This is a genomic window from Pseudidiomarina homiensis (assembly GCF_003987225.1).
GTDB lineage: Bacteria > Pseudomonadota > Gammaproteobacteria > Enterobacterales > Alteromonadaceae > Pseudidiomarina > Pseudidiomarina homiensis.
The window spans coordinates 267,098-286,246 of record NZ_PIPX01000002.1 but is presented as its reverse complement, the minus strand read 5'-3'; the positions used below and the strand labels follow the sequence as shown (position 1 = coordinate 286,246).

The following is a 19,149-nucleotide window of genomic DNA, read 5'->3' as shown; positions in this document are numbered from 1 at the left end:
TTCGAGATGAAATTAGCCATCACTGTTGTAACACTTTCTTTAGTCGTTGGGCTCAGCGGTTGTGCTACTGAAACAACCCCGCAACCAAGCGCACCGGCAGCCGTTGCAGTTTCCGCTACCGCAAGTGAAATCTATAACTTCGCGCAACCAGCGCCAAATCATCTTGCCGGCGGTCAACCCAAGAAAAATGAAATTGCCGCGTTGGCAAACAGCGGCGTGGATGCAGTTATTAATCTACGTAGCCATGCTGAAATGAATGCGATCAACGAAGCCGAATGGACGACCGCCAACCAAATGGCGTACTACCACATTCCAATTGCCGGCGCCGATGGCTTGACCAAAGCAAACGTGCAGATTTTCCACCAAACCCTGCAAAACACAAGCGAGCAGACAGTATTTATGCACTGCGCTAGTAGTAATCGTGTCGGCGCAATGATGGCGCTACGTGCAGCTTGGCATCAAGGTGCCAGCAAGGCCGAAGCACTGGCAATTGGTGAGCGTTACGGCATGACCAGCCTACGCAAGCGCGTCGAAGAGCTGCTCAGCCACTAATTTTTATGTTAGAATGCGCGCGCAATTTTTGACCTCGGATTTGCGATCCGAATCGCCAAAAGAAGGAAGTAACAGATGTATATTTGCGCCGCACTCTATAAGTTTGTGGAATTTAACGATTTTGAAGCCTTTCGCGAGCCGCTCTACGACTGCATGGTCGAGAACGCAGTGAAAGGCACCCTCCTGCTCGCCCGCGAAGGCATCAACGGTACGATTTGTGGTACCCGCGAAGGTGTCGATAACGTCCTCGATTTTATTCGTTCGCAAGACGCCTTTGCCAACATTGAGCACAAAGAGTCTCCGAGCGATACACAAGCTTTTTACCGCACTAAGGTGAAACTCAAAAAAGAAATCGTGACCATGGGCATTGACTGGGTTGACCCGAAAAACGTGGTTGGCACCTATGTTGATCCAAAAGAATGGAACGACTTAATTCGCGATCCTGAAGTGCTGCTGATTGATACGCGTAACGACTACGAGTATGCAGTGGGTACGTTCGAGGGCGCCATTAACCCAAAAACTGAGACCTTTCGCGAGTTCCCAGAATATGTGAAGGACCACCTCGACCCTGAAAAGCATAAGAAAGTAGCGATGTTTTGTACCGGTGGTATCCGCTGCGAAAAATCTACCGCTTACTTAAAGTCACTCGGCTTCAATGACGTTTATCACTTGAAAGGCGGCATTCTAAAGTACTTAGAAGAAATGCCTGAAGATGACTCAACCTGGCAAGGCGATTGTTTTGTCTTTGATCAACGCGTCACGGTGCGTCATGGCTTGCAGCAGGGTGACTATGACCAATGCTACGCTTGCCGCATGCCGATCACCGAAGCCGAAAAGCAATCAGAACACTATCAAAAAGGTGTCAGTTGCCCACATTGCTTCGACAAGACAACAGCGGAGCAAAAAGAACGCTTCGCCGAACGTGAAAAACAAATCCAACTAGCTAAGCAACGTGGTGAAAAGCATATCCGCGATGGCAAAGTTGAGGAAAAATCGATTTAAGCTATCGCTAAACTAAACTTCTCGTTGGCGCTTGAAAAGGTCTATACTGACCTTATGTAATTAATAATAAGATCAAGTTTTTAGACTTATTTTCAAGCGTTCCAACAAGGAGTTCATAATGCAACAACTGAATGTTATTGGATTAGATCATCATCACGCTGAGCAACTTAGCGAAAAGCTAAATAACTTGCTCGCTAACTACCAAATCTTCTACATGAACGTGCGTGGCTTCCATTGGAACATCAAAGGCCAAGAGTTCTTTGAGTTACACGCTAAGTTCGAAGAAACCTACAATGACCTGCTACTGAAAATCGATGAGATTGCCGAGCGCATCTTAACTCTGGGTCAACGCCCTCTGCACGCCTATTCAACCTATATTAAGAGCAGTGAAATCCAAGAAGCGAAGGACATTCACGACGGTAAGGCTTGCGTACGTGAAATCCTCGACAGCTACCGCGTTACTATTCGTTTGCAACGCGAGTTGCTCGAGCTCGCAGGCGATGCCGGTGACGAAGGTACATCAGCGCTTATGAGTGATTACATTAAAGAGCAAGAAAAAACCGCTTGGATGCTCACTTCTTATTTAGGTTCCTAATATGTAGGTGCTTCATAAACGTAAAGAAAACTCAGTGTAATTGTATTGCACTGGGTTTTTGCTATGCTGAATTCAGCAGTACCTAAACACAAAAATAACTAAAGGAAGGTTTCATGAACAAAGTTATCGGAATTATCTTGCTTGTGGTTGGTATTATCTTGTTGTACTTCGGCTACGAAGCTTATAACTCGCCAGCGTCAGAGCTATCGAATGCGGTTACTGGTGAGCCAACAGATAACGCCATGTGGTATCTGATCGGTGGCGCAATTGCCGTTATCGTTGGCTTGTATGGCGTAATTCGCGGCAAGTAAGCGTAAGACCCTTTCTGCTCTTCATTAAGCCAACGCTGCACAGTAGCGTTGGCTTTTTTAGTCCCGCTGTACATTCGGCAACGTTAAAGCTCGTATTCCCGCCACTATGCCTAATGCAATCAAGAGCACCATCACCGCCTCAACACCGGCATAGGCATCCACGGCTCCTAACACTATCCCAAGCAGTAACACCAAGCCAATCACCGTATTAGAGACCGCAGTGAATTCTGCGCGATTGTCCTGCGTGGCCATATCGACTAAGTACGTTTTGCGCCCAACGCGTGCGCCATGATGCGCGACTGCGGCAAGAAAAATGAGTAAGCCGCCAACCCACTGCTGCGCCAACACATCACTTGCCATGACAAACAGAGCTAGTGCCGCAGCCATAACAACGACCGCAATAAAGGCCGCTGCTGCCATAACATGATGGCTAGCGGAGTCCGACCATTTACCCCAGAAGCGACCGGCCAACATTCCAGCAATACCGCTCGCCAACATCAGACCACCAAGACTGGTAAGGCTGCCCTCACCACTACGTTGGATCATCACCACAATGTATGGAATCGCAAACGCTGACGACACTAAGAGTGCTCGTGTTAGCACAAAGCTACCGAACTGTTTGTCTTGCCATAACAAACGAATGGATTTTAAAGCTTCAATGAGTGCATTACCTCCGCCCTCTGTCGCCCCCGGCACCTCAGGCACTTGGGCATAGGTCATCGCTGCGGCGAACCATAGCACCGCAGCAATCCCCAAGAGCCCGGCAAAAATAACCACATTGCCATTACTTACAGCGCTACCCAAAAGGGTCGGCGCAAACAGCACGACCAACGCGGTACCAACCGATAAGAAGCCAGCAATCGACGCAGCGAGGCCCGACAAACGACCGCGCCGGGTCTTCGAAATGGTTTTGCCTTGCACGTCTTTGATCGACACCGAGCAAACGCCACGCGAAATACTAAAAAACGTAAGTAAAAGCACTATCGCCCAGCCCAGCGCACTATCGCGGAGCGTGAGAACACTAAATAACATACCCACCAGCGCAATCGCTTGCCCGATACTTCCTGCGACCCAAAACCACTTACGCACCGGCGTTTCGCGCAGTTGTTGTGCAATGATAAGTTGGGGTAACAATGCCAGTGATTCACGTAATGGCACCAACGCACTGATAAATGCCGAAGGTGCGCCCAACGAAGACAGAATCCACGGTAAAACTAGCCTTGCACTCACCAGCGAATCGCCCAATTTAGTCATACTCAGTGCAACTAAATGCGCAATAAAGGCTTGCGGCTGGTCGTTACACGCCGACTCTGGAATGTCTTTACAGACACGTGCGTCTTCATCTTCTGCAAGGTAACCATAGAGCTTCTCTGTCAATTCTTGCGATTGCTGCGCAGTCATAAACTGTCCTTATTCAGATCCTAATCGCTAATGCGTTGCAGGTGATGATGTAATTCATACCAAAGCTGATTCACTACGGCGACCAGCTCCCGCCAGTTTTCGAGCGTATCACGATGCACTTGAAAACCTGCACTTGCCTCATAAGCATTCACAAATGCACTGCGTTGCGGTAGCTCGAGCTCATTGGCGGCCATAGCGTTAGCCAAGTCAAAGTAACGCTCACCCATACCTGAATATTCCCAGTCAATAACCCGTGGCGTAGGGGCAAGGAAGACGTGGTGCAAGCCTAAATCGTTATGGCAAAAGACCGGATGCGAGGCAAAATTATCGATTAACTTACGAAAACTCCGCAAACGAATTTCAAATTGTTTGGCATGTTCACGGTCAAATTCTGCTAATTGCTGACAATACCTTGCCAGCCGCTCACGCAAGGACCACACCGGCGCCTTTATGTTGACACGGTGAATGTGCGCAGCTAAATCTGCTAGTTCACGCAGTTTATCAGCCATCGATAGATTAGCATGAGCAAGATCAGGCTCCTCAAGGTAGGCCTGCAATACCAATCCTTGTGCCGCATCATAATGCAAAACGTCAGGAGCAAGTTGTTGCTCAGCCAGTTGACGTTGCACAAGCACTTCTTGATCACGATCCAGCCCATAGGGGTGATCAAAGCGAAATTGCTTCAGGATATAGTTGGTTTTCGTGGTGGTGATTTTGTAGACGTTGTTCGCCACCCCCCGCAAGAGGGGCTCTGCTTTGATTACGCCGTGTATGGGAAGGCTATCTAACCACTGCTGCTGCATTGTTGCTGTTCCGTCCTTGCTGTTTGCCACTGCCACATCGCATAAAACACTAGTATAAGATATACGAAATAAAGTGCACCCGTGATCACAAATCCTTTGCTCGCATACAGGTAAACATAAACAGCATCGATGACCAACCAGTACCACCAGTTGGCAAACTGCTTGCGTGTTAATAGCCACGTGGCAAACAAGGAAAACACTGTGGTGTAGCTATCGAGCCACACCGCATCGGCCGTTGTATAGCGCTCTAACGCTAAAGCCACTGCACCAGCTACTAACACTAAAATCGCCAACCAACGCAAATGCCAAGCAAGGCTTAATTCAGCAACCTTTTGTACTGCGGCCCGCCCCGCTCCGTAACGCCATTGCCACCAGCCATAGCCCGCAAGTAGCACATAAGTCACCTGTAACACGGTCTCCATATACAACTGCGCGTGCCACATTAAATACGTATAAATACTGCAGCTGATGGCGGCGGCCAACCAACACCACAATGACTGATGAGCAGCCAATACCAAATAAGCCACAGCTAGCCCCACGGCCGACCACTCCAACCACGAGGTCGCCATGACTTGTTCACTAATGGTCTGCACAAAATCAGTCATTGGTGTGTCCTTAACCAGCCTTAGAAATGGTAATTCAGAGTAACGCCCACGCGACGCGGTTCACCGAACTGCTCGTAGGTTTCGCTAACATACTCTTTGCGCGGATCATTACCAAAGTAAAAGCCGCGAATACCATAATCTTCGTCGCTCAAGTTACGTCCCCAAAGACGTACTTGCCAAGGCCCTTGGCGCCAACGTACATAAGCGTTCACTACTGCCATGCTATCGGCCTCGCTCATGTGCGAATCCGAATAGTAAAAGCCGTCTTTGGCATCCACCGAAAGTCCCATTTGCCAAGCTTCAGCAAGCTGGTAATTCAAGCCTGCATTGACCTGATAGTTTGGTGCATGGGCTTGATCGCGTCCACTCATGTCAACGCCATCTTCGGTGACAAAGCCTTCTATTTCCGTTTCGAGTAAGCCAATATTGGTAAAAAGCTCGAGCGCTTCAAGCGGACGATAACTGACTTCAAACTCGGCACCGTAGGCCTTTCCTTCTGCTGCATTTTGCAAATAACCCACAAAGCTTTGGTCACGGTTGACCCAGCCTTTGAGCTGCACGTCATCGCGTTGATGCGCGAAAACGGCTAACTGCATGCTCAGGCGTCCATCGGCACTCACGCGCTTGTGGCCAATCTCAAGGCTGGTTAAGAGTTCTGGTGCAAAGGTTGAGCGCGCCAGCAGATACTCGCGTAACTCGGTTAGCTCGGTGTCTTGCACCTTACCTAAAGCGTCACCATTAACCCCGCCGGCTTTATAGCCACGCGCAACCGTGGCGTACCACAAGACGTCGGTGTCCGGCAGGTAGCTCAGACTTAAACGTCCGCCCCACATGGTGTCTTCAGGCGTTTCGTTCACGCCATTACTGTCCGTGTAAGGGTTATCATAACGCTCAGCTCGTGCGCCAGTGGTAAGGCGCCACTCCGGTGACAAGTGCTGCGTGAGTTCACCGTACAGTGCATTGTGACGGCTTTCATAGGTGCTGGAAAAAATATCCTGTTGCCCTATATCCCAGTTAAAGAAGTCACGGGTAAGTACTTCGTCACGGCGGTAATGATACACGCCAAGTACCCAGTCACTGTCATTGCCGAGCACACTGATCGGCTGGGTGCTGACCACGCGGGCCTCAAGAGTATGATCATCGCGCTCACGTTCGTAGGCGTCAAACGAACTGTATTCCCAGCCCGGCGCAATACCTACATAACTCCAGTCCTCGTCGTAGCTATACACACTCTCGGCACCTAACAACGCATAGGCCAGCTCAACCTCGGCACCTTGCCAGCCGGAATAGGTTAAAGCGAATCGGGCAGCACGGGTGCGTAAATCATCTTCACCGGGCTCATCGGAAAGGGTCGTGCGGTTATTATCTAACGAAAAGGCATCATAACCATTGTCTTGGCGCAAGGCATGCAAGGTGGTACGTAATTGCCAATCGTGCCCAAGGTCGGTGAAGAGGTTAGCTCGAACATTGCGTTCAGAGCGTTTGTTGGTATCGTCACGATTTAAATAGGTATTCTCGATAAAGCCATCATCACGCTGTTGGAACACACTTAAGCGTCCGCGACCCAAAGCACCGAGATCGCCCCCTACGGCAAAGCCACCACTAAGCGCATCGTAATTCGCCGCACCAAGCTGCCACACACCCTTGGTTTCCGCACTCGGCATGGTGCTCTCCAAAACCATCATGCCGGCCATGCCATCGGCACCGAAGCGCCCACTTTGCGGCCCACGGTAGACTTCAATCTGGCTAATATCGAACAGTTGCGCTGCTTGTGCTAACCCGCTGTAGTTGATGCCATCAACTAACAGCCCCACTGAAGGTTGGATGGGATCAACGAATTGGCTGCGTTCGCCGACACCGCGGATTTGAATAAACCGCGCACGTGATGAGCCGCCTGAAAAGTTCACATTGGCAAACGCATTCAGCGTTGACTCAAGGTGCAGGGCGCCGCGCTCGGCCAGATCTTCGGCCACCAAAGCTGTGACACTTGTTGGTGCTTCTTGCACAGTCATCTGGCGGAATTCACCTTGAATGGTGATGCGCTCAACGGAGTTCTGTTCTTCGCTTTCTTTCTCTTGTGCGAACACCGTCGGCGTTGTCGCGAGACTTGATAGACCTAAATAGACCGCAACGGCCAGGGTAGATTTTTGCATGGATCATTTCCTCAACGTCTGGTTCAGAAATAATCCGGTCGGGCAGGATTCAAATGGACTAAGGTTGTTAGCTACCATCCCTACGCCAGTATTAACCGGATCAGGTGCAAAGGGTTCGCATGTTGCATCTCAGCCACTGCACGACGAATCGCTACAGGGGCACCCCTTGGTAAATTGCGCTGCGAAGTATAGCAGCGCGGTTAAATGAAGGCTAGTGCGTCACCATAAAGTTGCTCTAACGGCAAACCACGGGCGTGAAAATCATCACGAATCACGCGCACCATTTCAAAACGCCCCGCTACATAAACGTCGGCTTCGTTTAAGTCGGATTGTTCCGCCAACACAGCATGGGGAACCAACCCAATAGCTCCGTGCCAATCAGCTCCGGCTTCTTCGACCACGGGCCGATAATGAAAATGCTCATGCTCAGTGCTCAACTGTTTCAGTCTTTCGTCGTAGTACAAGTCAGCCGCCTTGCGTCCGCCCCAATACAGCGTGATCGGGCGCTTTACCCCGCTACGCAAATGCGCCTGTAAGATCGACCACGTATAAGAAAAGCCCGTACCGCCAGCGATGAGAATCAGTGGGCGCTCACTTGCTTCGCGATAACCTGCGTCACCTAAAGGTGCTTCCACAGTTAACTCGCCATCGGCACGAATGGCCTCGATAACCTCCATGGCATAAGGATTGTCCGGCGTGGCACCAATGTGCAACTCAAGCTCACGGGTTTTCGACGGACATGAGGCAATCGAAAAAGGTCGCTTATCGCGTTCGCCCATCACCACTTGTAAGTACTGCCCAGCCACAAAATCAATGGCTTCGGGGAGCTCCAAAAGCACGCGGTAGACGTTTGGTGAAAGGGTTTCTAGCGCTGTAACCTTACAAGAAAACTGTTTCATTTAACTGACTTATCCTGTTGCAAAATTCCAAGGTCATCCCACATGTCATCGACGCGCTGTTTTACCGCCTCGTCCATGACGATGGGCACACCCCACTCACGATCGGTTTCGCCCGGCCATTTATTGGTCGCGTCCATACCCATTTTCGAACCCAGCCCCGATACCGGCGACGCAAAATCAAGGTAATCAATCGGCGTATTCTCAACCAACACCGTGTCACGCGCCGGGTCCATACGCGTGGTCATCGCCCAAATCACATCTTTCCAATCACGCGCGTTCACGTCATCATCACAGACAATCACGAACTTGGTGTACATGAATTGGCGCAAGAACGACCACACGCCCATCATCACGCGCTTGGCATGACCGGCGTATTGCTTTTTCATGGTCACCACCGCCACCCGATAAGAACAGCCCTCTGGTGGCAGGTAGAAATCCACAATTTCAGGAAACTGCTTTTGTAACAGCGGCACGAACACTTCGTTCAAGGCGACACCCAACACCGCCGGTTCATCCGGTGGCCGCCCCGTGTAGGTCGAGTGATAAATCGGCTGACGTCGCTGCGTGACATGGGTCACCGTAAAGACTGGGAAGTCGTCCACTTCATTGTAGTAACCCGTATGATCGCCATAGGGCCCTTCGGGAGCCATTTCACCTGGTTCAATATAGCCTTCCAGAATGATCTCAGCGTGCGCGGGCACCTGTAAGTCGTTACTCACACACTTGGCGACTTCGGTTTTGCCATCGCGTAGTAAGCCGGCGAAAGCATATTCCGAAAGAGTGTCGGGCACTGGCGTCACAGCACCAAGAATCGTTGCCGGATCAGCACCTAATGCCACGGCGACTGGAAAGCGTTCACCTGGATGCTGCTTTTGCCATTCTTGAAAATCCAACGCGCCGCCACGATGGGACAACCAGCGCATAATGACTTTGTTTTTGCCGAGCAACTGCTGGCGATAAATACCAAGATTTTGGCGTTCTTTGTGCGGACCTTTGGTTACCGTCAGCCCCCATGTGATCAACGGTGCCACATCACCCGGCCAACAATGCTGAATCGGCAGCTTGGTTAAATCAACGTCGTCGCCACTTACCACCACCTCTTGGCAAGGCGCTTTCTTAAGTTGTTTCGGCGACATGCTCAAAACTTTTTTGTACATCGGTAACAGGTTTAACGCATCGCGAAACCCTTTCGGCGGTTCCGGCTCTTTCAAAAACGCGAGTAACTTACCCACATCGCGCAACGCTGCAACCGACTCTTGACCCATGCCCAGCGCCACCCGTTCAGGCGTACCAAACAAATTCGCCAGTACCGGCACCGAGTGACCTTTCACATTTTCAAATAACAGCGCCGGGCCACCCGCTTTCAACGTACGATCGGAAATTTCGGTGATCTCCAAATACGGATCCACCTCCATTTGAATTCGTTTTAGCTCGCCGCGCTGCTCTAGCAACGCGATAAAATCACGCAAATCTTGATACTTCACTGCGTCCGCCCTTTTCGCGACTCAATTGCCGCTAGTATACTGGTTTTTCTAGCTGTTTTCAGCGCCTCGAAAGTGCGCTAGGCTTAAACGCATTATCAGCCAAGGACGATCACCCCTTTATGCTCGAATTTACCCCTGCCTTCACTGCGATTGGACTCTTCACTTTGCTGTTAGCTGTGGTCAGTCTGCTGCCTTTATCGCAGCGCACGCACTGGTTGATTCGACTCTGGGACTTTCCGCGGCTACAACTCACGGCAGTTGCGCTCACGCTGCTCGTGGCGAGCGCTATTTGGTTACCAATAGCCAGCAGTACAACATGGTTTCTTGTTAGTATTCAGGTCGTCTGCTGTGCTTGGCAGCTCTGGTGGATTTTTCCATACACGCCGCTGGCCGCGCGAACAGTACCGCGCTACCACCGCAAGCACGACGAAAAATCGGTCGAAGAGCACTTGCGTATTTTGACGGTCAACGTCCTCGAGCATAACCGTAATGCGGTCGAGCTGGTTCAGATGATTAACCGCGAACGCCCTGACATCATCGTCGCAGTCGAAACCGACGACTGGTGGGAAAAGCAACTTACGGATATTGAAGATGATCTACCGAACGTGGTACGAGTACCGCAAAACAACCTTTACGGCATGATGCTTTACTCGGTCTGGCCACTCGAGAATGTGCAAGTTGAGAACATTATCGAAGACAACGTGCCATCGATTCATGCTGATATTCAGATGCCTGATGGGCGGGTCGTAAAACTGCGCTGTGTACACCCAGCGCCACCAAGCCCAACGGAAAACGAAAAATCGAAGCCCCGCGATCGCGAACTTTTGCAAGTTGCCAAACGCGCCCCTAACGACAGCGGCCCAGTCATTGTCACCGGCGATCTCAATGACGTCGCCTGGTCACCAACCACACGCGAATTCCTGCGCGTCAGTCGGCTCCTTGACCCACGCATGGGTCGCGGCTTTTTCAACACGTTTCACGCGCAACTGCCATTCCTGCGTTGGCCGCTCGATCACCTGTTCCACAGCGAACACTTCATGCTCGTCAAAATGCGCCGCCTACCAAAGTTCGGCTCCGACCACTTCCCGCTGCTCATCGAGCTCGCCCTCAAACGCCAAGACTAAGCTTCGGGCTCGGGCTTCGGCTTCGGCCTTTTGGCGAGGTCGGGGATCCATTTCCTGAGGACGCCGTGAACCCATCCCTGGGGGCTTGTGTGCCGCATCCCTGCGGCACGCACCTCAGGAAATGGATCCCCGAACTCACCCGCGCCCTTCGCTGGAAGCTTCGCTATCGCACGTCGAGTAGTAATGGAGTAGAAATCGTTAGTGTTGGCTTGGGCGGTTGCCCGCAGGCAAAGGTGATTTCACGCATTCGATTGCTGAGGGTGAGAGCCGAAGCGCTTAGTGAGTGCCGTGTGTGAGGTCGCAACCCGAGTAGCAAGGGTGTGCAAATCGTTAGTGTTGGCTTGGGCGGTTGCCCGCAGGCGAAGGTGATTTTATGCTACCGATTGCCGAGGGTGCGTGCCGCAGGGATGCGGCACACAAGCCCCCAGGGATGGGTTCACGGCGTCCCTCGGCAATCGGTAGCATAAAAACACCGAAGCCAAGGGCGGCCGTGCAAGCCAACGCTTACGATTTCTGGCGCTTCATGGCCTCGAAGAATTCGTCGTTGGTTTTGGTCATTTGTAATTTGTCGATGAGGAATTCCATCGCTTCGGTTTCGCCCATTGGGTGAACAATTTTGCGTAGGATCCACATTTTCTGGAGCTCTTCTGGAGAGGTCAAAAGCTCTTCACGACGGGTGCCTGAACGGTTGAAGTCAATCGCAGGGAAGACGCGCTTCTCGGCAATCTTACGGTTCAGGTGTAATTCCATGTTACCCGTACCTTTAAACTCTTCGTAGATGACTTCATCCATTTTCGAGCCGGTATCGATAAGCGCGGTAGCGATAATCGTTAAGCTACCACCTTCTTCAACATTACGCGCCGCACCGAAGAAACGCTTCGGCTTGTGCAATGCGTTGGCGTCAACACCACCTGTTAAGACCTTACCTGAACTTGGGATAACCGTGTTGTAGGCTCGTGCTAAACGCGTAATGGAGTCAAGCAAAATCACCACGTCTTTCTTGTGCTCGACCAAGCGCTTCGCCTTCTCGATGACCATTTCGGCCACTTGCACGTGACGGTTTGCTGGCTCGTCGAAAGTCGACGCAACCACTTCGCCTTTCACTAGACGATGCATCTCGGTAACTTCTTCCGGACGCTCATCAATCAACAACACCATCAACACACAGTCAGGGTGATTCGCCGCAATCGACTGCGCAATATTTTGTAGCAACAACGTTTTACCCGCTTTCGGCGGCGCAACGATCAAGCCACGCTGACCTTTACCAATCGGTGAAGCAAGGTCGAGTACGCGCGCAGTGATATCTTCTGTTGAGCCATTACCACGCTCCATACGCAAACGCTCTTCAGCGTGCAGTGGGGTAAGGTTTTCAAAGAGGATTTTGTTGCGGGAGTTTTCTGGCTTGTCGAAGTTGACTTCGCGAATCTTAAGGAGGGCAAAATAACGTTCGCCTTCTTTCGGCGGTCGGATTTTGCCGGCTACGGTATCACCCGTGCGCAAGTTAAACCGACGAATCTGGCTTGGCGACACGTAAATATCGTCAGGGCCGGCAAGGTAAGAAGAGTCCGCTGAACGCAAGAAGCCAAAACCGTCTTGCAAGATTTCTAACACCCCGTCGCCATAAATGTCTTCGCCGCTTTTCGCGTGAGCCTTCAAAATGGCAAAAATGATGTCTTGTTTGCGGGTACGTGCCATGGCCTCTAGGCCCATGGATTCTGCGAGCTGTACCAGCTCGTTTACTGGTTTATTTTTTAATTCTGTAAGATTCATAAGAAGGGTATGACTTTAGTGTCCAAAGAAAACAAAGGGTTCGTTTATAAGTGTAAAACTAATATAGCTTTCGGGGTTGCTATCTGGCTGCCGGAAGGCTGGCAACCTGAAGAAATATGGGTGAAAAGTAACACCTAAATAGCGATTCGTCCAGTTTTTTGCTGCTTATTTAGGCTAAAGTTCACGAAAACGTCACCAAACCTTGTGGTTTGGCAACGTTTTTCGCAACTCAATCTTATAGGTTTGAGTCAATAAACTCAGCCAATTGAGCTTTCGACAACGCACCCACTTTAGTGCCCGCTACTTCGCCGTTCTTAAATAACAACAACGTTGGAATACCGCGGATACCATACTTCGGTGGTGTCTGACTATTATGGTCAACGTTCAGTTTACCGATAGTGATGCGATCGCCGTACTCGTTTGCAATGTCGTCTAGAATTGGTGCAATCATTTTGCACGGGCCACACCATTCGGCCCAAAAGTCGACCAGTACTGGCTTATCTGAATTGAGGACGTCGGCCTCAAAAGTATCATCACTTAGCTGAACAATTTTATCACTCATGGTAATCTCCGCTGCTGAATTCGCGTGAAATAATAAAACCCTATTATTTCTGTTTTTGAATGTTAGCGCAAACTGGTATGCTTAGGCTATGAGTAAAACACACCTTACAGAGACACGCTTTGCCGATCTCGACCTGCATCCGCAGGTATTAACTGCTTTAAACAAGGCGGGCTTTGAATATTGCACGCCTATTCAAGCTTTGAGCTTACCTGTCGCCTTAAAAGGCCAGGATGTCGCTGGTCAGGCACAAACTGGGACAGGTAAAACCCTAGCATTCCTTGTGGCGACCTTTACCACTTTGCTCAATAAACCGCGAGAGGGCGAAAAACGTTATCCGCGCGCTATTATTATGGCTCCTACGCGTGAGCTCGCCATTCAGATTGCAAACGATGCAGAACTGTTAGCGGATCACTGCGACATGCGCCTTGGCATCATTTATGGGGGCGAAGGTTACGAAAGTCAACGGCAGAAGCTCGAAGAAGGGGTCGATATTTTAATCGGCACCACCGGCCGTTTGATTGACTATTGCAAACAAGGCATCTACCAGCTCGACAAAATTGAGGTGGTAGTGCTTGATGAAGCCGACCGTATGTTCGACTTGGGCTTTATCAAAGACATTCGTTACATGTTCAACAAAATGCCGGGTGCGAAAGAACGCCAAAGCATGTTGTTCTCAGCGACGCTGTCACAGCGCGTGCAAGAACTTGCTTATGATCACATGAACTCGCCAACGAAAGTTGAAGTGGAACCGACGCAAAAAACTGGCATTCGCATCAGCGAAGAACTTTTTTATCCATCAAAGCAAGATAAAATTAAGCTTCTACTCACACTGATCGAAGAAGATTGGCCGGATAAAGCGATTATTTTTGCCAACACCAAACACGTTTGTGAAAAGCTTTATCAATGGCTCGAGGCCGATGGTCACCGTGTTGGTTTGCTGACAGGTGACGTACCGCAACGCAAGCGCCTAAAAATCCTTGAGCAATTCACCGACGGTTCCCTCGATTTTCTTGTGGCAACCGACGTCGCAGCGCGTGGCTTACACATCCCCGAAGTCAGTCATGTTTATAACTATGACTTGCCGGACGACTTTGAAGACTACGTGCATCGTATTGGTCGTACTGGGCGTGCCGGGGCAAGTGGTAAGGCGATTAATCTTGCCTGCGAAGAGTATGTGTACAATTTGCCGGCGATCGAAGATTACATCGGTCACACCATTCCGGTCACTAAGTATGATCCTGATGCCTTACTTACCGATATTCGCAGCCCTCGTCCTTCGGGTCGACGTCGTGCGCGAGGCGGTCGCCGAGGTGGCAGTCAGCAACGTCGTGGCGGCAACAATCGCGGGGGCAAGCCCTCAGGTAAGCGCAGTAGCAGCTAATGCAGGTTAACACGCGCCTTGCGGCAATCGACTTGGGCTCCAATAGCTTTCACATGTTGATTGCCAAGGCGACTTCGCGTGGCTATCGCATTCTCACTCGCCAACGCCAAAAGGTTCGCCTGGCTGATGGTTTACAAAACGATCTTACCGTTGACAACGCCGCGCTTGAACGCGGCGTTACTTGTTTAAAGAGCTTCGCCGAGCTGATTGAACGTTATCAGCCGCTACAAGTGCGATGCGTCGCAACAGCGACATTGCGTTTAGCAAAAAACCGCAAACAATTGCTTAAGCAATTTGAACAAGCGCTAGGCTTTCCGATTGATGTCATCTCAGGAACCACCGAGGCAGGCCTTATCTACCGAGGCGCCACTGCGGAGCTTGCGCAAGTGCAACAGCCGATGCTGGTGCTTGATATTGGCGGCGCAAGCACAGAAGTCATTGCCGGTATAGGCACCGAGCCGCACGTGTTAAAAAGCCTCGATATGGGGTGTGTGGTTTGGCAGAATCGTTTTTTCGCCAACACGATTGATGCACAAAGTTTTGCTCGCGCAATTGCCGCAGCTGAAGAACTTATTACACCGCTCGCCAAGACCTATCAAGCTCATGGCTGGGATACAGTATGTGGTGCGTCGGGTACATTCCGTGCGCTGCAAGACCGACTGCGCCACTTAAACTCTGAGAACATGGACGCAGCGTTCATTATGGATACCATGCAAGCAACCATTGACCTTGGTGATAGTCAGCGCTTACTTGAGTTGGGTATTCGGGAAGATCGGGTTGCGGTATTCTGCGGCGGTCTTGCTATTTTGGTTGCCTTGGTCAAAACACTTAACATTAAGCAAGTTGACTTGGCCCAAGGCGCTTTACGTGAAGGTTTAGTTCACACGATGCTAGCTGAGCGTGGCGCAGCGCGCTAACTTAGCGTTGAGCAAGTTTTTCGGCAGCAGACTTAGCAAAATAAGTAAGAATGCCATCAGCGCCAGCACGCTTGAAGCCAAGTAAAGCTTCAAAAATCGCATCTTCAGTCAACCAACCGTTGGCAATTGCCGCCTGCATCATCGCATACTCGCCGCTAACCTGATAAGCAAAGGTCGGCACCTTAAAGGTCTCTTTTACGCGACGCACGATGTCGAGATAAGGCATACCTGGCTTAACCATGACCATATCAGCGCCTTCTTCAAGGTCTAAAGCCACTTCATGCAGGGCTTCATCACTATTGGCAGGGTCCATTTGATAGGTTTTCTTGTTACCACCTTTAAGGTTACCCGCAGAGCCCACTGCATCACGAAACGGTCCATAAAAGGCTGATGCATATTTGGCCGAGTAAGCCATGATCTGCACATTCACATAACCGTTCTCTTCTAATGCCTCACGAATAGCGCCTATCCGGCCGTCCATCATATCTGACGGAGCAACCACATCGGCACCGGCAGCAGCATGGGACAAAGCTTGTCGAACTAAGGCTTCGGTGGTGATGTCGTTTTGCACGTAACCGTCGTCATCAATAATGCCGTCTTGCCCATGGGTGGTAAACGGGTCAAGAGCAACATCGGTGATAACGCCCAACTCCGGCACTGCACTCTTGATCGCGCGAACTGCGCGCTGAGCCAAGCCATCAGCATCCCAAGCGGCTTCTGCAGTCAGCGATTTATCGCTTGCTGGTGTAACCGGAAACAACGCTATCGCAGGAATCCCAAGGGCATAGATAGCCTGGCATTCAGCAACCAATAGATCGATGGACAAGCGTTCCACGCCAGGCATGGACGCAACTTGTTCACGTTGCCCTTCGCCCGGAATAACGAACATGGGATAAATAAAATCAGCCGCCGTAAGCGTGTGCTCAGCGACCATGCGACGACTAAAATCATGCCGCCGCAAGCGGCGCATGCGGCGGAACGGGAAAGCACCTACGTTAGACATCTATGGCTTTTCACTCACATCATTCAATGAACGGGCAATTCGTATTTGATCACGACCTGCATTTTTGGCTTGGTACAACGCATTATCTGCTGCTTCTAGCAACTGCTTACTCGATGCGTGACCAGGCATACTATTCAGCAATGCCATACCAACACTAACGGTAATTTTAACTTCTCCACGCTCGGTTTTAAACGAGTGAGCACGAATGACTTCGGTCACCGTCAGAACTTTATCGTGACAACCAAGCTCTTGCGCGCCCGGCATGAGAATCACGAACTCTTCACCGCCATAGCGATAGATACGGTCGCCAGCGCGACGGAAGTTAACACGCAGTAATCGAGCTAACTCCACTAACACTTCATCGCCCGCTTGATGGCCTAAGTTGTCGTTCACTTTTTTGAAGTGATCAATGTCAATCATCACCACCGCAATATCATAGCCGGTGCGGCGCGCACGGCGAACTTCAAGAGGTAAGTCGTCGTCAAGAACACCGCGATTATAAAGTTTCGTTAGGCGGTCTTCGTTGCTTTTTACTTCCAAGCGCTGATTCATTTCTTTCAGCTTGCGCATTACTGCTTCAAGCTCAGCGGTACGTTGCTTAACTTTCACTTCTAGACGTGAATTCAAACGTTGTTCCGCAGCCAAACGCTCGCGTCGATCTTCATTGAAGCGAATCGCTAATACCAGACTCAACAGCATGATCTCGATCGCCGAGCCAATCATGATGAGATAACGTTGAATAAAGAACGATTCAAAAAAGCCTAAATAGCCAAGAGCGTTAATGATAATCGCCAAGAGCAGGACACTCAGCGCTAAGCTATAGATTCGAGCGTAAGCAAGTCCCTGCTGCCAAAGCGTGAAGCCCGTAATAATAAGAAAACTACTCGCCAAAATTGCGACGACGAGAACCGCGTTGATCATTAATTCATAAGGTAATATCAGTGATGCCACGAAGAGTAAGCCAGCGGCAATCATGATGCCCTGCAACCCTTTATGCAACTTCGGTGCACGGGTTTCCGTCTGTAATACTTGACTCGCAACAAGGCTTGCAAAAACAAACACGACGCTACCAAATAACGCAATCGACTTGTATTGAATCCATTCAGACCAAGGCCACAAATACTGATAGCCAGTACCGTCAAGCCCCGCTAGCAATAAGCCAATAGCGACAATATAGGCGCTATAGTAGGCAAAGCGTTTATCGCGAGTAACGGTGTAACTGAATAGGTTGTAGATGATCATGCACAATAATAGGCCAAAGTACATTGCCGTTGCGGTATTAAGCGCTTGCTCGGAACCAATCAAATCACTCGGCTGCCAAATGCTTAAAGGCACGCGCATGGAGCTCGTGGTCTCCACCCGCAAGTAAACTTTAACCTCGTCGTGGGTATCAACTGGGAATATAAAATTACGGCTATTCACTTGCCGTTGATCGAATTCAAAACTGTCACCGGCTTTAATCCGATTGATAATTTCTCCATCGCGCACAAAGTAGGCGTCGATACGATCAAGAAGCGGATAACCAATGCGGATCATGCGGTCATAATCGGCCGCCTTGAGCGTGAAGTAAAACCAGTAAACATCTGACGTATAGCCAAACGACGCGCCGTCGCCCGGGAGTATACTCCAATAACTCGGCTCTTTATCGAGTAACTGCTCAACCGACTGGTTACCTGTGCTGTCCACGTGGTAATAGACAGGGGGCATTGATTCTTGCGCATACGCTGCGGCCGATACCCAAGTGAGCATCAACATACACACAGCGAACCAGCGCTTTAGTTGTTTTGCCATCCTACGCGTCCAAAAAATGAAAAACTATTGTTTCGAGTATACGTCGCAACACTTGCAAGACTCTCGCCTCGCAACTCTGCTACAACGCGTGCTATTTCTGGGAGCCAGCAGGGCTCATTCATGCTTGGGCGGGGTTTGAGCGTTCTCGGAAGCAAAAATGGAGCATCAGTTTCCAAGAGCAAACGCTCACGAGGAATCAGTGGTACCGCTTCGCGTAAAGCGCCCCCACGCCGCTCGTCGCAGACCCATCCTGTGATTCCAATGTAACAGCCTAACTTTAGATACTCTTTGAGTTCACTGCAACCACTTGTGAAGCAATGTGCTAATTTTCTTGGTATTTTTTCGGCAAACTTTTGTAACAAAGCGTACTGCTCGGTAAAAGCATCACGCTCGTGTAGGTAAACGGGAAGCTGTAAGTCCGCTGCGACCTCAAGCTGTTGCTCAAAAACCTTCTGTTGCACGTCTCGAGGTGAGTAATTGCGGTTGAAATCAAGCCCACATTCACCAATCGCAACAACCGCTGGATGTTGCGCTATCTCATGTAATTGGGCTTGGAGATCGCGAGGAGCGTCTTTTGCGTCGTGCGGATGAACACCAGCAGTAACAACGAGCTCGGGGTGGCGTTCGGCAAGTTCGCAGGCCTGCCGTGCTTCATCAAGATTACAGGCGATGACCAACATGCTGTCAACGCCTGCTTCGTGTGCACGTTGCATAACGCCATCTAACCGCTGCTGCAAACGCGCGTTCGTCAGGTTGACCCCTGCGTCAAACCATTGCAGTTGGTCAAGCGTCATTA

General features: G+C 50.4%; 18 protein-coding genes and 1 riboswitch. Of the genes, 7 read left to right on the top strand and 11 right to left on the bottom strand.

Annotation, left to right across the window (positions count from 1 at the left end; genetic code table 11):
- The first annotated feature begins 6 nt into the window (after positions 1-6).
- The 4 genes from CWI70_RS10420 to CWI70_RS10405 all read left to right on the top strand — a co-directional run bounded on the left by CWI70_RS10420 (position 7) and on the right by CWI70_RS10405 (position 2,460).
- The gene (locus CWI70_RS10420) at positions 7-552 is read left to right on the top strand and encodes a protein tyrosine phosphatase family protein (RefSeq protein WP_126773472.1); all 546 of its coding nucleotides are present in this window, start codon (positions 7-9) and stop codon (positions 550-552) included.
- A 75-nt stretch (positions 553-627) separates the two neighbouring features.
- Positions 628-1,554 carry an oxygen-dependent tRNA uridine(34) hydroxylase TrhO gene (trhO, locus tag CWI70_RS10415; RefSeq protein WP_126773470.1) on the top strand — a complete coding sequence of 309 codons (927 nt, stop codon included), beginning with the start codon at positions 628-630 and terminating at the stop codon, positions 1,552-1,554.
- Positions 1,555-1,672: 118 nt separating this feature from the next.
- Positions 1,673-2,149, top strand: coding sequence for a Dps family protein (locus tag CWI70_RS10410; protein ID WP_126773468.1), 477 nt, complete (start codon positions 1,673-1,675; stop codon positions 2,147-2,149).
- A gap of 113 nt (positions 2,150-2,262) precedes the next feature.
- A complete protein-coding gene (locus tag CWI70_RS10405; RefSeq protein WP_126773466.1) occupies positions 2,263-2,460 on the top strand; it encodes a DUF3185 family protein in 198 nt (65 codons plus the stop codon).
- 57 nt (positions 2,461-2,517) lie between these two features.
- Here the strand turns inward: CWI70_RS10405 and CWI70_RS10400 are convergent, their stop codons facing one another.
- From CWI70_RS10400 to ubiD, 6 genes are all read right to left on the bottom strand, one after another.
- Entirely contained in the window at positions 2,518-3,861 is a 1,344-nt protein-coding gene (locus CWI70_RS10400; protein WP_126773464.1) for an MFS transporter, read from the bottom strand.
- A gap of 20 nt (positions 3,862-3,881) precedes the next feature.
- Entirely contained in the window at positions 3,882-4,664 is a 783-nt protein-coding gene (locus CWI70_RS10395; RefSeq protein WP_126773462.1) for a phosphotransferase, read from the bottom strand.
- Positions 4,646-5,269, bottom strand: a complete 624-nt coding sequence (gene pnuC, locus CWI70_RS10390; RefSeq protein WP_126773460.1) for a nicotinamide riboside transporter PnuC — start codon at positions 5,267-5,269, stop codon at positions 4,646-4,648. The genes CWI70_RS10395 and pnuC overlap by 19 nt, the downstream gene beginning before the upstream one ends.
- A 20-nt stretch (positions 5,270-5,289) precedes the next feature.
- Positions 5,290-7,422: a TonB-dependent receptor gene (locus CWI70_RS10385; protein WP_126773458.1), complete on the bottom strand. Its 2,133-nt coding sequence runs from the start codon at positions 7,420-7,422 to the stop codon at positions 5,290-5,292.
- A gap of 60 nt (positions 7,423-7,482) precedes the next feature.
- Positions 7,483-7,599: riboswitch (TPP riboswitch) on the bottom strand.
- Positions 7,600-7,622: 23 nt separating this feature from the next.
- On the bottom strand, positions 7,623-8,321 hold the full coding sequence (gene fre / locus CWI70_RS10380) for an NAD(P)H-flavin reductase (RefSeq protein ID WP_126773456.1): 699 nt from the start codon (positions 8,319-8,321) through the stop codon (positions 7,623-7,625).
- Positions 8,318-9,805: a 4-hydroxy-3-polyprenylbenzoate decarboxylase gene (gene ubiD / locus CWI70_RS10375; RefSeq protein ID WP_126773454.1), complete on the bottom strand. Its 1,488-nt coding sequence runs from the start codon at positions 9,803-9,805 to the stop codon at positions 8,318-8,320. The genes fre and ubiD overlap by 4 nt, the downstream gene beginning before the upstream one ends.
- Positions 9,806-9,924: 119 nt before the next feature.
- Between ubiD and CWI70_RS10370 the strand changes: the two genes are divergently transcribed.
- The gene (locus CWI70_RS10370; RefSeq protein WP_126773452.1) at positions 9,925-10,929 is read left to right on the top strand and encodes an endonuclease/exonuclease/phosphatase family protein; all 1,005 of its coding nucleotides are present in this window, start codon (positions 9,925-9,927) and stop codon (positions 10,927-10,929) included.
- Positions 10,930-11,433: 504 nt separating this feature from the next.
- Here CWI70_RS10370 and rho read toward each other — a convergent pair.
- Both rho and trxA read right to left on the bottom strand, forming a co-directional pair.
- Positions 11,434-12,699, bottom strand: a complete 1,266-nt coding sequence (rho, locus tag CWI70_RS10365; protein WP_126773450.1) for a transcription termination factor Rho — start codon at positions 12,697-12,699, stop codon at positions 11,434-11,436.
- Between the two features lie 235 nt (positions 12,700-12,934).
- Entirely contained in the window at positions 12,935-13,261 is a 327-nt protein-coding gene (trxA, locus tag CWI70_RS10360) for a thioredoxin TrxA (protein WP_126773448.1), read from the bottom strand.
- 88 nt (positions 13,262-13,349) lie between these two features.
- On the opposite strand from trxA, the gene rhlB reads away from it, so the two are divergent.
- Together rhlB and CWI70_RS10350 are read left to right on the top strand one after the other, a co-directional pair.
- Positions 13,350-14,642, top strand: a complete 1,293-nt coding sequence (gene rhlB / locus CWI70_RS10355; protein ID WP_126773446.1) for an ATP-dependent RNA helicase RhlB — start codon at positions 13,350-13,352, stop codon at positions 14,640-14,642.
- Positions 14,642-15,559, top strand: coding sequence for a Ppx/GppA family phosphatase (locus CWI70_RS10350; protein WP_126773444.1), 918 nt, complete (start codon positions 14,642-14,644; stop codon positions 15,557-15,559). Before rhlB ends, CWI70_RS10350 begins: the two co-directional genes overlap by 1 nt.
- A gap of 1 nt (position 15,560) precedes the next feature.
- Here the strand turns inward: CWI70_RS10350 and hemB are convergent, their stop codons facing one another.
- The 3 genes from hemB to CWI70_RS10335 are packed head-to-tail and all read right to left on the bottom strand — an operon-like array spanning position 15,561 to position 19,147.
- A complete protein-coding gene (gene hemB, locus CWI70_RS10345; protein ID WP_126773442.1) occupies positions 15,561-16,562 on the bottom strand; it encodes a porphobilinogen synthase in 1,002 nt (333 codons plus the stop codon).
- Positions 16,563-18,353, bottom strand: coding sequence for a sensor domain-containing diguanylate cyclase (locus CWI70_RS10340; protein WP_126773440.1), 1,791 nt, complete (start codon positions 18,351-18,353; stop codon positions 16,563-16,565).
- Positions 18,338-19,147 carry a TatD family hydrolase gene (locus CWI70_RS10335; protein WP_126773438.1) on the bottom strand — a complete coding sequence of 270 codons (810 nt, stop codon included), beginning with the start codon at positions 19,145-19,147 and terminating at the stop codon, positions 18,338-18,340. Before CWI70_RS10335 ends, CWI70_RS10340 begins: the two co-directional genes overlap by 16 nt.
- Between the last annotated feature and the right edge of the window lie 2 nt (positions 19,148-19,149).

Coding starts and splice junctions, on each gene's coding strand:
- rhlB (WP_126773446.1), top strand. CDS start 13,350: ATGAGTAAAACACACCTTACAGAGACACGCTTTGCCGATCTCGACCTG.
- CWI70_RS10370 (WP_126773452.1), top strand. CDS start 9,925: ATGCTCGAATTTACCCCTGCCTTCACTGCGATTGGACTCTTCACTTTG.
- hemB (WP_126773442.1), bottom strand. CDS start 16,562: ATGTCTAACGTAGGTGCTTTCCCGTTCCGCCGCATGCGCCGCTTGCGG.
- trhO (WP_126773470.1), top strand. CDS start 628: ATGTATATTTGCGCCGCACTCTATAAGTTTGTGGAATTTAACGATTTT.
- fre (WP_126773456.1), bottom strand. CDS start 8,321: ATGAAACAGTTTTCTTGTAAGGTTACAGCGCTAGAAACCCTTTCACCA.
- rho (WP_126773450.1), bottom strand. CDS start 12,699: ATGAATCTTACAGAATTAAAAAATAAACCAGTAAACGAGCTGGTACAG.
- CWI70_RS10335 (WP_126773438.1), bottom strand. CDS start 19,147: ATGACGCTTGACCAACTGCAATGGTTTGACGCAGGGGTCAACCTGACG.
- trxA (WP_126773448.1), bottom strand. CDS start 13,261: ATGAGTGATAAAATTGTTCAGCTAAGTGATGATACTTTTGAGGCCGAC.
- CWI70_RS10410 (WP_126773468.1), top strand. CDS start 1,673: ATGCAACAACTGAATGTTATTGGATTAGATCATCATCACGCTGAGCAA.
- CWI70_RS10405 (WP_126773466.1), top strand. CDS start 2,263: ATGAACAAAGTTATCGGAATTATCTTGCTTGTGGTTGGTATTATCTTG.
- CWI70_RS10400 (WP_126773464.1), bottom strand. CDS start 3,861: ATGACTGCGCAGCAATCGCAAGAATTGACAGAGAAGCTCTATGGTTAC.
- CWI70_RS10385 (WP_126773458.1), bottom strand. CDS start 7,422: ATGCAAAAATCTACCCTGGCCGTTGCGGTCTATTTAGGTCTATCAAGT.
- CWI70_RS10340 (WP_126773440.1), bottom strand. CDS start 18,353: ATGGCAAAACAACTAAAGCGCTGGTTCGCTGTGTGTATGTTGATGCTC.
- pnuC (WP_126773460.1), bottom strand. CDS start 5,269: ATGACTGATTTTGTGCAGACCATTAGTGAACAAGTCATGGCGACCTCG.
- CWI70_RS10420 (WP_126773472.1), top strand. CDS start 7: ATGAAATTAGCCATCACTGTTGTAACACTTTCTTTAGTCGTTGGGCTC.
- CWI70_RS10350 (WP_126773444.1), top strand. CDS start 14,642: ATGCAGGTTAACACGCGCCTTGCGGCAATCGACTTGGGCTCCAATAGC.
- CWI70_RS10395 (WP_126773462.1), bottom strand. CDS start 4,664: ATGCAGCAGCAGTGGTTAGATAGCCTTCCCATACACGGCGTAATCAAA.